12 protein-coding genes are annotated in these 13,967 nt (G+C 48.1%); 5 read left to right on the forward strand and 7 right to left on the reverse strand.

Annotation, left to right across the window (positions count from 1 at the left end; all coding sequences use genetic code 11):
- Positions 1–109: 109 nt before the first annotated feature.
- Positions 110–346 carry a hypothetical protein gene (locus tag KME12_13355; protein MBW4488767.1) on the reverse strand — a complete coding sequence of 79 codons (237 nt, stop codon included), beginning with the start codon at positions 344–346 and terminating at the stop codon, positions 110–112.
- Between the two features lie 169 nt (positions 347–515).
- Positions 516–1,373 carry a hypothetical protein gene (locus KME12_13360; protein ID MBW4488768.1) on the reverse strand — a complete coding sequence of 286 codons (858 nt, stop codon included), beginning with the start codon at positions 1,371–1,373 and terminating at the stop codon, positions 516–518.
- A 224-nt stretch (positions 1,374–1,597) separates the two neighbouring features.
- Here KME12_13360 and KME12_13365 point away from each other — a divergent pair, with 224 nt between their 5' ends.
- Entirely contained in the window at positions 1,598–2,503 is a 906-nt protein-coding gene (locus KME12_13365) for a dTDP-glucose pyrophosphorylase (GenBank protein MBW4488769.1), read from the forward strand.
- A gap of 8 nt (positions 2,504–2,511) precedes the next feature.
- On the opposite strand, the gene KME12_13370 is transcribed toward KME12_13365, so the two are convergent.
- Positions 2,512–3,174 (reverse strand): DUF1361 domain-containing protein, encoded by a 663-nt coding sequence (locus KME12_13370; protein MBW4488770.1) that lies wholly within the window; start codon positions 3,172–3,174, stop codon positions 2,512–2,514.
- 432 nt (positions 3,175–3,606) lie between these two features.
- Complete coding sequence (locus tag KME12_13375) at positions 3,607–3,762, reverse strand: hypothetical protein (protein ID MBW4488771.1); 156 nt, start codon at positions 3,760–3,762, stop codon at positions 3,607–3,609.
- Positions 3,763–3,867: 105 nt separating this feature from the next.
- Between KME12_13375 and KME12_13380 the strand changes: the two genes are divergently transcribed.
- Together KME12_13380 and KME12_13385 are read left to right on the forward strand one after the other, a co-directional pair.
- Positions 3,868–4,068, forward strand: coding sequence for a hypothetical protein (locus KME12_13380; protein ID MBW4488772.1), 201 nt, complete (start codon positions 3,868–3,870; stop codon positions 4,066–4,068).
- Between the two features lie 251 nt (positions 4,069–4,319).
- Positions 4,320–5,126 (forward strand): SAM-dependent chlorinase/fluorinase, encoded by an 807-nt coding sequence (locus tag KME12_13385; GenBank protein MBW4488773.1) that lies wholly within the window; start codon positions 4,320–4,322, stop codon positions 5,124–5,126.
- Here the strand turns inward: KME12_13385 and KME12_13390 are convergent.
- Complete coding sequence (locus KME12_13390; GenBank protein ID MBW4488774.1) at positions 5,123–6,289, reverse strand: pyridoxal phosphate-dependent aminotransferase; 1,167 nt, start codon at positions 6,287–6,289, stop codon at positions 5,123–5,125. The two genes, KME12_13385 and KME12_13390, sit on opposite strands and share 4 nt — an antisense overlap.
- A gap of 363 nt (positions 6,290–6,652) precedes the next feature.
- Between KME12_13390 and treZ the strand changes: the two genes are divergently transcribed.
- Together treZ and treY are read left to right on the forward strand one after the other, a co-directional pair.
- Positions 6,653–8,470, forward strand: coding sequence for a malto-oligosyltrehalose trehalohydrolase (gene treZ, locus KME12_13395; protein MBW4488775.1), 1,818 nt, complete (start codon positions 6,653–6,655; stop codon positions 8,468–8,470).
- A gap of 125 nt (positions 8,471–8,595) precedes the next feature.
- Positions 8,596–11,385: a malto-oligosyltrehalose synthase gene (gene treY, locus KME12_13400; protein ID MBW4488776.1), complete on the forward strand. Its 2,790-nt coding sequence runs from the start codon at positions 8,596–8,598 to the stop codon at positions 11,383–11,385.
- A gap of 61 nt (positions 11,386–11,446) precedes the next feature.
- Here the strand turns inward: treY and KME12_13405 are convergent, their stop codons facing one another.
- Both KME12_13405 and KME12_13410 read right to left on the reverse strand, forming a co-directional pair.
- Positions 11,447–12,766, reverse strand: coding sequence for an S-layer homology domain-containing protein (locus tag KME12_13405; protein MBW4488777.1), 1,320 nt, complete (start codon positions 12,764–12,766; stop codon positions 11,447–11,449).
- A 316-nt stretch (positions 12,767–13,082) separates the two neighbouring features.
- Entirely contained in the window at positions 13,083–13,616 is a 534-nt protein-coding gene (locus KME12_13410) for a hypothetical protein (GenBank protein ID MBW4488778.1), read from the reverse strand.
- Positions 13,617–13,967: the final 351 nt, after the last annotated feature.

The following is a 13,967-nucleotide window of genomic DNA, read 5'->3' on the forward strand; positions in this document are numbered from 1 at the left end:
CAAAAAAGTCTCCCTACTCGGCAAATGCTACAGCTAGGGAGATATTTGTTCATCGCATCCAACATTTCTCAATATTGGGATTTCTCAATATTGGGAATGGGAAATTACTTTAGCGAACATCAGTTCCCTGATTTGGCCCACCAATTACTTCCACTGGAGCGCCTGGATCTTCAGGTTCAGCACCATCACTAGGATCAGAATCGGATCGCTGACTGGTCATGCGATACCGTTCATCCAGCGGTGTATCACCCTCATCTGTAGTGGGAACATGAGTTTGAGTTCCAGGATTATCTTCAGGATCGGGGCGACCGGTTTCGGATCTGTTGTCGCGAGGGTCGGAGGGCATACTTGTACTCTCTTCAATATATAGGTGATGCTACAAGATTAGTCCTCGATTTTTCTCACCGTTTATACCTGGAGATAGGAGTGTCTCTATGACTAATTCGAGAGGGGATTTGGCATCAAGATGAGCTGAGTTGGTATGGCAGAATACAGTTTGACTTGATGAATTTTCCTTAACGTGTCTTGCCTGAAATATAGCCAGTTTCTCGCAGAAAACGGCGCAGCTCGGTAAAGTATTTTTGGCGATCGGGGCCTTTGTAAGCTTGTTGGACTCTTTGCCAACCGTCTTGTCCTTGGCCTAGCAAGTACTTATCTGCTAGGTAAGCAGCGAGCGGCCCCTTGCCATACTCCACGCCATCATTTTTGTGCTCTTGGAAGGTTTGCCACCAGTAGTAGGCATCGTCATAGATCACCTTGGGATATTGGCGGGTGACATCAACCAGTTTGCCTTGCCGATATTGCCAAATCTGGATCGGGTAGCCAGAGGCGGCGTAGCTAGTAAAGGCGTAAGCGAAAGCATCATTGCGCCCTTTAAACTCTGGAACACCATTGTTGTCTAAATCTTGCAACTCGTAACTGCCATTGCCCCACTCATAGCGCTCGTAGTTGTACGTTTGAGTCTTGGGATTGTAACGGTAGATCAGGGAGTAGGTGCAACAGTGTGCCCCACCCGTAAATAAATCAACTAACACTTCTGGCTCTGGGTTGGCATCCAAGTTACGCACTCGAAAGGTGTCCTGGGCATTTTGCTTAGCCCAATCTGTCCCTAGAGCCACTAGCGGCCAATTTCCCTCGCTGTCTGGTAAAGGTTGGTCGAGCAGTGTTTTGCCAGCACGGGTAATCTTGAGGCGTAGATTGTTGAATTGGGTAAAGTCAGTGTTGGCTTTTTGGTAAGAAAGTTCTGCTTTGACATTGCCTGCTTGAGTCGTTTTGGTGGTGGCAGTGGCCGCAGAGGCTGGCGCTAAAGCTACACCCAGAATTCCTAACCAGACTAAACCTCGACGCAGGCCAGAATTGAGCAAATTTTTCATTGTTAGAGTGTTGCAGGCTGATTTGGATGGCTGCTTGGTTGGGGGACTGCTTTGAAGTAGGTAAACTTCTTTACCTTACAGAATGCCCACATTCGGATACTGCTAGAGCAAAAGAGCTTGGCTGGCAACCGAACCTGTGAGGAAATCCATAAACGGGGCGATCGCGGTTGGTATCCTAACTTTTAACGTCAACACCTGTTGCTACAACTGCGTATCTGAAAGTCATGCCATCCTCTGATCCCACTGCTCCCCCCTCTATCCTCTCTGAGACCCGATCTTCCCTCCCCGTCATTGGGCTATTACCCGCAGCTGGTCAGGCAACTCGGATCGCACCGCTGCCTCTGAGTAAAGAGTTATACCCGATTGGGTTTCAAGCGGTGGCATCTGGGCAAAGTTTGCGACCTAAAGTCGTGAGTCAATATCTGCTGGAGCGATTGCAGCGAGCGGGCATCACCCAAACTTATTTCATTCTGCGGCCTGGTAAGTGGGATATCCCTGCCTATTTTGGCGATGGTTCGGCGCTGCCCATGCACTTAGGCTACTTAATCATGGGGTTGCCCTATGGCGTGCCCTACACCCTTGACCAAGCTTACCCCTTTGTTCAACATGCGATCGTAGCTTTGGGCTTCCCAGATATCCTCTTTTGGCCTGAAGATGCGTTTACTCACTTGTTGCAGCGACAAGCCCAAACTCAAGCCGATGTAGTTTTGGGCTTATTCCCCACCGATCAGCCTCAAAAGGCGGGCATGGTAGATTTTGACTTGGCTGGCCGAGTGCATCTGATTATGGAGAAACCGAGCCAAACCGAGTTGAAATATATGTGGGCGATCGCAGTGTGGAACCCAACTTTTACCCAGTTTTTACATGAGCATTTGATTGCCATTGAAGCAGCCCACACCTCTACTCCAGAGCTAGCGCGACCATCCCGGGAACTCGCGATCGGAGATGTGATTCAAGCGGGAATTACAGCTGGGTTGCGGGTCGAAGCTGAGATATTTGAGACGGGGGTTTACCTCGACATCGGCACCCCCGAAAATTTAGTCAAAGCAGTGCAAGATTATGCCCGCCTAGAGCCTCAGGCTGAGCCATCCACTGAGCCATCCACTGAGCCGTCCCCTGATCCGTCTTAAGGTTTCACTCAATTAAAGCCTTGGTCGGCTTCCGAAACGGATCGAACCCTGGCAGAACGCCACCGCAAAATCAGGCCCAAGGTTACTTCTTTCATGAGCCAGTACAAGCCAGTAATAATCACGAATGTAGCGAACATCACGAGGGCGGGACGCTTGGCCGCTAAGTCATCAACCACTGTGCCTGCGATTGAATCGAGACGAGTTACCAAGTCCCAACTGTTAAAGCGCAGAAATCGCCCCAGATAGATGCCAATCGCACTCAGCGCATGCAGAAGTAGCTCAGCCCAAAGTATGTAGCGATGCCGTTGCCGTTGATTGAGGTAGTGGCCCAGGTTAATCAGCGACAGGACATAAGCACCGAAGCCCGCCAGGATGAACAAGATATACTGTGGCACCAAAACCAATGTAACCACCCACTCCGAGAATCCTTCCCGAATGTCGTAAATCAGGTGGATGATGTCAGTCAGAACGTAGGGAGCATTGGGCAGGAATGCGATAAATACTACTAACCCAACCCACCAAAGCAGTGAGGCTGAACGATTTCTGCGGAAGAGCCAAACGCTCAACGCTAAAGGGATCAAGGCTAGAAATAAGTTCCAAGCCATCCAATGACTGTTACGGTGTAAAACCTTAGCAGCAAAGAGAATCCAGTTGACGAGTTCTGCTCTCATAAGCATTTACTTTAAGGGCTAATCGGCAGCGATGACTTGCACTCAGACGCGCAATCAGGTGCGATCGCTCCTTTATACTAGCCGTAGGTTTTTGCCTTCGGTTTAATTTCGGAGATTCGGGAACTAAAAGGTTAAGATCTAAAGTCAATACTTAAAGCTCCTGATCACGCTACGAAATCGGTGGATAAACTAGTAAGCAAATCCTCCCCGTGGTATTGAGGAGCGGTTGATTTTTAACTCCTAAAAAAATCCCTCAAGAATTTCCCATGCATCGGGTTGAATTCTTGAGGGATTTTCTTAGGAGACTGAAGTAACTTTTGAGCAATAGTAGTCGGAACTGAGTTAACCGACGATCGAAAAGTTGAATGAGGCGATCGCGGGCTCTGCAATTTCTGCAATCAATTTTCAATTGCTAACCTGGTGAATCAAGCTTTAGCGGAGGTAGTTGGCTTCTGCTTCTAGCATCCGAACTAAGTTCTCGTCACCGTTGGCTCTAGCAACTTCTAGGCGGCGTTGCAGGTTTCTCCGCATGTTTTCGCGATGAGCTTGAGTGGTTTGCGTGATGGCTTCTTGGCGATTTCTGTTCATGACGGACTTTTTTTTCTGGGTACTTATGCATTTTACTAAATTCTAACCTAGCATTTCTGCTTCAGAGTCTGTAAAGTCTGTTACTAAAATTTCAAAATCGTTTCGGTGTTGTTTACATACCCTAAACAATCGGTGTTGGTGTTGGGACGGGAGCTGATTGGAATCCCGGTGGAGATTGCGGGTCTTTGTGATGCGGCGATCGCGATTCCGCAGTTTGGTATGGTGGAGTCTTTGAATGTGCAGACTGCGGCGGCGATCGCGATTTATGAGTATGGGCGGCAGTATCCTTTAACGGAGGTTGATTGACTCTAAAAATCCGAGCCTTGGGGGCACTCGCCCCCAAACCCCCGCTGAGGGACGGTTGCGTCCCCCAGACCCCCTCCAAACGAGTTTAACTGTGGGTGTTTCGAGTCCTGGATTAGCTGTTAGCTGACTCCTGGCTTCCGACTTCTAACTCCTTTTTCCTCATCCTTCATCCCTCATCCTTCATCCCTCATCCTTCATCCCTCATCCTTCATCCCTCATCCCTCCCCCTTACCTCTCCTCAACACTTCTATATGGCACAACATCTAGTGACTCTTTTAACTGATTTTGGGTTGAGTGATGTCTATGTGGGGGTGATGAAGGGGGTGATTGCTGGGATTAGTCCTGGGGTGCGGGTGATTGATTTGACTCATGAGGTTCCGCCTCAGGATGTGGTGGCGGCTCGGTTTTGTTTGCTGAATGCTTATCCTTATTTTCCGCTGGGGACGGTGCATGTGGCGGTGGTTGATCCGGGGGTGGGGAGTGTGCGTCGGGCGATCGCGGTTGGGCTGGAGGAGGGGTTTTTGGTGGGGCCAGATAATGGGTTGTTTGGTGGGGTGTTGAGTCGGCATACGGCGATCGCGGCGGTGGAGTTGACCAATGCTCAATTTTGGCGATCGGGGCAACCCAGTTCGACGTTTCATGGTCGCGATATTTTTGCGCCTGTGGCGGCGCATTTGGCATCGGGGGTGGCGTTGCAGGAGCTGGGGCCAGCCATTGATCTGCAAAGCTTGGTGCAGTTGCCGTTTCCGAGTTGTCGGTCAGTAGGAAACAGGATTTGGGGTTGTGTGCAATATTGCGATCGCTTTGGCAATTTGATTACCAATATTCCTGCGAGTGCAGTTATGGGAAAAGCTTGGACGGTGGTGGTAGGCGACCGAGAAATTGTGGCAGTGTCTAGCTACAGCGATCGCCCTTCTGGAGAGTTGTTAGCGTTGGTGGGGAGTCATGGCTGGGTGGAAGTGGCGGTGAATGGTGGCAGCGCTCAGGCGCGTTTGCAGTTGGGTTATGACGATGCGGTGGAGGTTGTATTCGATACAGATATTTCTGGAAGCCGCTAGGACAAAATTGCTTGCAGACCCTTTACTAATCGCTCAATCCCGGCGGCGGCTGTCTCCTTTTGCAAAGCGCCATAGCCCACGCGGAGATAACAGCCTGTTGTCATGCCAAAGGTATCCCCCGGAAGGACGGCTACTTGATGTTCGCGAATCAGCCGTTCGATGAGTTCCATCACTGGTATCTCAGTCTGAACTTTGAGGAAAAAGTAGAAGGCTCCGTCGGCAGGTGCAACGGTACATACATCGTTAAGCCGCTTGAGGGCGCTGAGAACAAGGTGGCGAACTTCTGCGATCGCTGGAAGATATGCTTGGCAATAGGAGAAACCTGTCTGTAAAGCTCCTAGAGCAGCGTATTGGGAGATCACAGGTGGACAGATCAGAATAGTATCCTGAATCTTTTTGATCGGCACCGAGAGATGGTCTGGAATGACCATGTAGCCAATGCGCCAACTAGCAAAACCATAGGCTTTTGAGAGGCTAAAGAGAGAAATGGTATGGCTGCTACTGCCTAAAAAGGAGCCAGGAGAGATATGCGGTACGCCGTTGTAGGTGAAGTACTCATAGGCTTCGTCGCTGATGTGATAGATACCGCGATCGCGACAGAGCTGATTCACTGCTCGTAAAGCTGCTTCTGGATAAACCACACCCGTGGGATTATTTGGAGAAATAGTAACCACCGCACGAGTCCGCTCTGTGATGGCTTGAGCGATCGCCTCTGGACGCAACTGGTAATTCTCATCTGTGGGTACAAACACAGGACGACAACCTGCGATCGTAATCGCCATCTCGTGGTTGAAGTAATAAGGTGTTTGCAAAATAATTTCATCACCTACCGAGGTAATGGCTAGAATGGCATGCATAAACGCCATGTTGCTGCCTGCGGTTACGAACACAGAACTTTGCTGATTCACCTCAATGCCATTAAAGCCCTGAAGCTTACCTGCGATCGCCTCTAGTAACGGCGGAATCCCTTCATTCGCTTTGTACAAGTGATTCGCCGGATCAGCCAAAAACTGAGGAATCTGCGCGATCGCCTCTGGTGGCGGCCCATAGTAAACCACGCCTTGCCCTAGAGAGATCGTGCCAGGATGTTGGCGAATCAGTTCCCCCACAATTGGAATGATGGGAGACTGCACCGTTTGCATACGAGAAATCAAATTTTCCATGCCAATATGAGCGGATATGATGCGATCGCTGGCTTCAATTGTCTCTTAAAGGAACGCTTTGATGCCGAATCTGCAAGAGAATGACGAAGCCATGCGGCAAGTTTTAACCCAAGCTAAAGTAATTGCTGTGGTTGACCGTTCCTCAGCGGGGGTTGGGGGCAAGCGCTCTCAAAGGCTCGGTTCCCATTCATAAAGTGCTAACCATAACAACTCGAAGATCTCTCTTCCGGTACTAGCACCAACCTTAGTTCTCCCATCACAATTCCTAAGAGCTAGTTTTTTGAATGTTTTCAACATCTGCGATCGCATGGCTTTAAGGAGTCATGCGCTACTTTTTTACGGTCTTCAGGGAGGACATTTAGCGTGAGACTTGGCGCTCAATATTTAGGAAATGGTCAGTGTGAATTTATCGTCTGGGCACCAACTGCCACTACTGTCTCCTTACAATTGCTCTCTCCCAAACAGCAACAGATGGCGATGGAGCAACAGGAAGGCGGATATTGGCGAATAGTGGCTTCTGACGTGCATCCAGGGACTCTTTATCAGTATCAGGTAGGTGATACAGAAGCTCGTCCCGATCCTGCTTCTAACTTGCAACCTCAAGGTGTACATGGCCCTTCTGAGGTGGTTGATCATCAATTTAACTGGAGCGATGGCAACTGGAATGGCATCCCTTTAGAGGCGATAATTCTGTATGAATTGCATGTCGGCACCTTTACTCAAGCAGGCACCTTTGAAGCTGCGATCGCTCGGTTAGCTGACCTAAAAGACTTGGGGATCAATGCGATCGAGATCATGCCAGTGGCGCAGTTTCCAGGCGATCGCAACTGGGGCTACGACGGCGTTTATCCCTATGCTGTCCAAGATTCCTATGGTGGCCCAAAAGGCTTGAAAAAACTCGTGGATGCTTGTCACCAACAAGGGCTAGCGGTAGTGCTAGATGTGGTTTACAACCACTTTGGCCCAGAAGGCAACTATTCAAGCTGCTTTGGCCCTTACTTTACAGATACCTACCAGACTCCTTGGGGCAGTGCCATTAACTTTGATGACACCTACAGTCCAGGCGTGCGCAATTACTTCATCGAGAACACCCTGTATTGGCTGCGAGACTACCATATCGATGCCCTCCGCCTAGATGCGGTTCATGCCATCTATGATCTTGGTGCCAAGCACTTCCTCCAAGAACTGAATGAGAATGTGGCTACCCTATCCGAGCAAGTAGGTCGCCAATTGTACCTAATTGCCGAAAGTGACCTCAACGATCCCCGGATGATTCGTCCGGCGGAGCAGGGAGGTTATGGCATGGATGCTCAATGGAGCGATGACTTTCACCATGCCCTTCATGCTTTAGTAAGTAGCGATCGCCAAGGCTACTACCAAGACTTCGGTGAATGTGAACAACTCGCTAAAGCGTACAGCGACACTTTTGTCTACGACTGGAAGTATTCTCCCCATCGGCACCGCTTTCATGGCAATGTCGCTACCGATCGCCCCTGTTCTCAGTTCGTGATTTGCAGCCAAAACCACGACCAAATTGGCAATCGCATGTTGGGTGAGCGTCTCTCCCACATGATCCCCTACGAAGCTGCCAAACTGACTGCGGCTGCGGTTCTCCTCTCTCCCTATATTCCTCTGTTGTTTATGGGTGAGGAGTACGACGAACCAGCGCCTTTTGTTTACTTCGTCAGCCACTCCGATCCCGACTTGATTAAAGCGGTGCGAGAAGGCCGTAAGCAGGAATTTGCCGCCTTCCACTGCGAAGGAGAACCGGACGATCCCGAAGGCGTGGAAACTTTTAACAAGTGCAAGCTGAATTGGGAAAAGCGCAACGCAGGCAAAAACAAAACCATGTTGGATTGGTACAAGCATTTAATCCAACTACGGAAAACGATCCCTGCTCTGGCTCAACTCAGCCGCGATCGCCTCAGCGCTACCAATATCGACAACTTGCTGGTGCTCAGGCGCTGGAGTGACACCGAGCAAATTGCCGTTTTAATGAACTTCAGCGACCAACCCATCACTTGCCAACCAGATGTTCCTGCGGCGGACTGGCATAAGATTTTGGACTCAGCCGACTCAAAATGGCAAGGCTCAAATCCCTCAGCCTCCGATACCCTATCCGCTGATCAACAAGTCACCTTCCAACCCTGGAATTGCATCGTCTACCAAGCGATCGCCTGATCACTCCCCTTCCCCTTTCATCCCTCCTATTTCATCCTTCCCTTTTCATCCCTCCTCCTTCATCCTTCCTATTTCATCCTTCATCCTTCCCCTCCCCTCTTTGACTCAGGAGCCCAGACCTTCCTATGCGGATTCCTAACGCAACTTATCGCATTCAATTCAACTCCGCTTTTGGATTTGAAGATGCTAGAAAAATCACAGCTTATCTGGCTAATCTTGGTATCTCCGATCTCTACGCCTCACCTATCTTTAAGGCTAGAGCAGGCAGCTCTCACGGGTATGATGTCGTTGATCCCAGCCAACTCAACCCAGAGTTAGGTCCAACTGAAGCTTTTGAAACGTTGGTGCAAGAACTGCAACAGCACAACATGGGGTGGCTGCAAGACATTGTGCCCAACCACATGGCTTACGACAGCGAAAACCATTACCTCATGGATGTGCTGGAGAATGGCCCCACATCGGAGTATGTAGAGTATTTCGATATCGCCTGGAACTTTCCTTTTGATGAGAATAAAGACCGAATTTTAACGCCCTTGTTAGGAGATTTTTATGGGCGCTGTCTAGAGAATGGGCAAATTCAGCTTGATTATGATGCAACTGGATTAAGCGTTAATTATTACAGCTTAAAAATACCCCTCAAGCTAGAATCCTACGCCCAGTTCATTACCCACAATCTGGGACGGCTTACTAGAGCTTTAGGTAGACAAAATCCCGATTTTGTGAAGCTGCTTGGCATTCTTTACCTACTTAAAAACGTCCCTTTGGAAGCCACGGGTAAACAGCGGCAAGATCAAATTGCTTTTGTGAAAGGTTTGCTGTGGGAGCTTTACAACAGTAATGAGGAAGTAAAAGCGTTCATTGAGCAAAACATCCAAGATTTCAATGGTGAAGCTGGTAATCCGGAAAGCTTTAATCTTTTAGACAGTTTGCTTTCTGATCAGTTCTTTAGGCTTTCGTTCTGGAAAGTGGGAGCGGAAGAGATTAACTATCGTCGATTTTTTACAGTCAATGAGTTGATTTCCATTCGAGTTGAAGAGTTAAAAGTATTCAATAACACTCATAATCTCATTTGTAAGCTCGTAGAAGAAGGTAAGTTTACTGGGTTGAGAATTGACCATATTGATGGTCTATATAATCCCCTCCAGTACTTAGAGCGTCTCCGAGAAAAAACAGGTGATACCTATATCACTGTAGAAAAGATTTTGGAGTCAGGGGAGGAATTGCCCCGTGATTGGCCGATTGAAGGGACATCGGGGTATGACTACTTGAATTATGTCAGCGGAATTTTCTGCAAGGCTGAAAACGAGTCAAGATTTGATGAAATCTACGCGAAGCTGACTCGTTTTAGGTCTACCTATGCTGATCTGGTCAATGAAAACAAGCGGCTGATTTTAGAGAAAAACTTAGCGGGAGATATCGAGAACTTAACACAGCTGCTGAAAAATATTTCAGGTAAATACCGTTATGGCAACGATTTCACGATTAACGGTCTCAAGCGAGCGTTGGCAGAAATCTTGACCATCTTCCCCATTTACCGTACCTATGTGACTCAGGAGGGCTTTTCTGAGCGCGATCGCCCCTATATTACGGAAGTGATTGACAGTGCCAAGGAGCGGGTGCCACTCCTGCAAAATGAGCTGAACTTCATTGAAAAACTGTTGCTCTTAGATTACGAAGACTCCCTAACCCAAGCGGAGAAAGATTATTGGCTGTACTTTGTCATGCGGATGCAGCAGTACACAGGCCCCTTGATGGCCAAAGGAGTTGAAGATACGACTCTGTATGTCTATAACCGCCTTGTCTCCCTAAATGAAGTCGGTGGAGACCCCAGCCACTTTGGGTTGTCTTTAGAGGCTTTCCACGAATTTAATCAAAAACGGCAAGCCAAATGGCCCCATGCCATGAATGCCACGGCTACCCATGACACCAAGCGTGGAGAAGATATGCGGGCGCGGCTAAACGTCCTCTCAGAAATCCCGGACGAGTGGGAGCAGCAAGTGACTCATTGGAGCCAGATGAACCGCTCCCAGAAAGTGCGCCGTCAGCGTGAGATCATGCCCGATGACAATGATGAGTACTTCTTCTACCAAACTGTGGTGGGAGCTTTTCCTTTTCAAACAGATGAGTTTGAGCAGTTTGTAGGGCGGGTAAAAGACTATGTGATTAAAGCGGTACGGGAAGCCAAAGTTCATACCGCTTGGCTGCGACCAGATGCCGAATATGAAAATGCCTTTTCTCAGTTTGTAGACTCGGTTTTGCAACCTGCGGAGGACAATCCTTTTCTTAAAGAGTTGCGTCCCTTCCAGCAGCGAGTGGCTTACTATGGCATGTTCAATTCCTTATCCCAAACCTTGCTCAAACTGGCTTCTCCAGGTATCCCTGACTTGTACCAAGGAACGGAGTTCTGGGAGTTGAGTTTGGTGGACCCGGATAACCGCCGTCCAGTGAACTTTGAGCAGCGCCAAGCTTATTTGGAAGATCTTAAGCAGAAAATTGCCACTAATGTTCCGGATCTAATTTCCGAGTTGTTAGACTCTAAAGAAGATGGCCGTATTAAGCTGTTTCTGACTTTTCAAGGGTTACAGGCTAGAAACCAAGCGGTTGAACTATTCCGCGATGGAGATTATCTACCGCTGAAGGTAACGGGGCAGTGGCAGAATCATGTAGTGGCGTTTGCTCGACGGTATCAAGACCAAATGGCGATCGCGATCGCGCCTCGGTTTTTAACAGAGATGATTCAACCCGGTGAGTATCCGCTGACGCAACAGGTTTGGCAAGATACAGCGATCGAGTTGCCGTCTGGTGCCCCGACTAGATGGCGAAATGCCCTGACGGCTCAATCTCTAGAGGCGAATAGCACGTTACTAGTTGGGGAAGTGCTGCAACATTTCCCTGTGGCATTATTGCTGAGCTAGAAAAAATGGGGGCACTTGCCCCCAATGACTTAGATTGACTTAGATTGATGAACTCACGATTTTAAGAACTCGCGATCGCACTCAGATAAAAATCAGAACCAAACGTCAGTGGTAGATCCGCTTCTGGATCAATAATCACCAACTGATTTTGAGTGTTGGTTGTCGTGGTGGTACCCGGTACTCTCCCCGTCAAAATCGTCGTGAGGATATCTGCTGGTTTCACAGATCTCCCTAAGACTGTATCAGCGATCGTCCGGGCAGCTGCGGTAATAGCGGCATCTTCTAGGCTCTGGCGCTTCGCCTCCTCAGGGGCTTTGGCAGTCACTAAAGGAGAGGTGACATTGAGGTTGCTGTAGGTTTGGCTGCCCACCAATAAGCGCTGGGCGACGAATTGTGTGCCCAGGAATGTAGAGCCGTTATAACGAGGAATTAGCTGACCTTCCAGACGGCTGTTGGCTGGCACTAACACCTTACCCTGAGAGTTTTTAATGTCACTCGCAGTCACCAGTGTCATATTGACGCTTTCGCCTGGAGCCACTACCACTTTATCCGAAGCTTCATACTTGACGTTTACTTTGGTGCCTTGAGCAATGCGTAATTCTGGGTTTTGAGCGGCTGGTGTGTTACTGACTGGAGTTTGACCCGTGGGTGTAGTACCAGTGGTATTGCTCTTAGCAATGTACCGATTCACGTCTAGCTGAGTCGCTAACGGTTGGAGTCTGCCCGATTTGACTAAAGCCTGATACACAAAGGCGGCAACTTCGGCTCTGGTTGTGACATCATTTGGGTTTAGGTAACTAACATTGGGATAGTTGACCACAATGTTATCTTCGGTGGCGGCTGCGACTCCTTCGGTAGCGTAGGTAGGGATTTGTCTTGCATCTGCATAGATGCCCAGAGTACTGGCAGTGGCTTGGTCTGCTTTCAGGGTGAGGCCACTGGATAAGGAAACTAACACTTGTACGCGAGGAATCTGCTCGTCGGGACGGAATTGATTGTTGGGATATCCAGAAAGGAAACCTGTTTCGTAAGCCGCATCGATCGCGCTAGCCGCCCAATAGTTACTGGAGACATCTGCAAAGCCACGGGAGCTACGAATCCGATCTTTGTTAAAGGCTTTCCGCACGATCGCGGCGAATTGAGCCCTTGTTACTGGCTGGTTTGGCTTGTAGGTGCCATCGGGGAAACCAGTAATGATGCTTTCGTCAGCCAGTTTTTCAATAAACGGACGAGCCCAATGGTCGCGGACATCAGAGAGTTCAGCCGCACTCGCTGGGGCTGTCATGACGAAGGGTGCAACCACAGGCGCAGCTACGACAGTTGTCAAGCCCAAAGCCAAGAGTGCTGTACTTTTTGCAGTCCAGCGTGAGAAACCAGTCATCACCAAGCACCTCATGAAATCTTTTTTGCTATGTCTGCTTGCAGGCTACCCTTTTTCTCTCTTCGGACGTTACCATCCAACGACATAATCATAGGTTCCCTCCGCAAGAATGCTCATCCGATCGCCCTTTACGAGGTAGCGATCGCAACTCATCTACTTACTTAGAACCATAATTAGCGTTTGAGTTCCCAGTCCAAACTGCGATCGCTCTTTAGATCTAGCAAGAGGAGCACTCCTATTATTTGACTTAATAGAGATGTGCCCATCTAATAATAAATTTGGCTCGTTCGAATAAATTTACATCAATTTCACATTCTCAAGAAAAGCCGAGTAGTATGTCTAAGCCTGATAGTAGGGTGGCAAATCCTAAAAAGACTACAGCCCATTTCAGTAGTCTAGACTTGGATTTTCTAATGGATAGAAAGTCATTGTATGTTTCTTGTGATTCCACGAAAAGAGCTTGATAGTATGCTTCCTTAGAAACATGAAGGCACTTCTCAATTAACTCATCGGGTTTCACAAGCGTACCTCCACTTTTAGGAGAAAAACCCCAAAATCCTAACATTATAGAAATGAGCAAAAATACACAACTAAATGTTCTCAGTGACGAACAAAGATATTCATTTATGCAGTTATTGAAAATAAACCATTTCGTTGTCGAACACTGTTTAGGCAAGTCTGATGAAAAACGTATTAAAAGAGCATCAAAGCCGATTAATGCACTCAGCTTTGTATTTAGTGAGTCTATTCCTTTTCTGAGGATATCTATAGAGCTAACGATATAATCATAAATTAGCTCTGCATTTGAGTTAGACTCTAAAGGGATTTCATTCTTTAAGTTTTTATCCATGTCTAACAGCCAACAAAATCAAAACCAGCCATCCGAAAAACAAAATTCGAACTCTCAAAAAAAAGATACGCAAAAACAACCCGAAATTATAAAGTTTGACAAGAAAGATAAGAATATGGATTATAACGAAAATAGGGATGGAACTGCAAATTTCTAGCGGCTTGATTAGGGTGATTTCTCTAAGTGAAGTGTCAATCCGATACCTCTACCTTAACCAATAAAGGCTGCTTGACTGACAAAACTAAAAAGCTGGAAAGTGTTTCAGGACAATAAATTCACGATTAAAGCACTGATCCTGTTGTCGTTGAGAAGCGATCGCAGGCTGCGGGTCTGGGGCACTCGATAGAAACT

Origin of the sequence: Trichocoleus desertorum ATA4-8-CV12 (genome assembly GCA_019358975.1) — a bacterium.
GTDB classification, from domain to species: Bacteria; Cyanobacteriota; Cyanobacteriia; order FACHB-46; family FACHB-46; genus Trichocoleus; species Trichocoleus desertorum_A.

Coding starts and splice junctions, on each gene's coding strand:
- KME12_13355 (MBW4488767.1), bottom strand. CDS start 346: ATGCCCTCCGACCCTCGCGACAACAGATCCGAAACCGGTCGCCCCGAT.
- KME12_13360 (MBW4488768.1), bottom strand. CDS start 1,373: ATGAAAAATTTGCTCAATTCTGGCCTGCGTCGAGGTTTAGTCTGGTTA.
- KME12_13365 (MBW4488769.1), top strand. CDS start 1,598: ATGCCATCCTCTGATCCCACTGCTCCCCCCTCTATCCTCTCTGAGACC.
- KME12_13370 (MBW4488770.1), bottom strand. CDS start 3,174: ATGAGAGCAGAACTCGTCAACTGGATTCTCTTTGCTGCTAAGGTTTTA.
- KME12_13375 (MBW4488771.1), bottom strand. CDS start 3,762: ATGAACAGAAATCGCCAAGAAGCCATCACGCAAACCACTCAAGCTCAT.
- KME12_13385 (MBW4488773.1), top strand. CDS start 4,320: ATGGCACAACATCTAGTGACTCTTTTAACTGATTTTGGGTTGAGTGAT.
- KME12_13390 (MBW4488774.1), bottom strand. CDS start 6,289: ATGGAAAATTTGATTTCTCGTATGCAAACGGTGCAGTCTCCCATCATT.
- treY (MBW4488776.1), top strand. CDS start 8,596: ATGCGGATTCCTAACGCAACTTATCGCATTCAATTCAACTCCGCTTTT.
- KME12_13405 (MBW4488777.1), bottom strand. CDS start 12,766: ATGACTGGTTTCTCACGCTGGACTGCAAAAAGTACAGCACTCTTGGCT.
- KME12_13410 (MBW4488778.1), bottom strand. CDS start 13,616: ATGGATAAAAACTTAAAGAATGAAATCCCTTTAGAGTCTAACTCAAAT.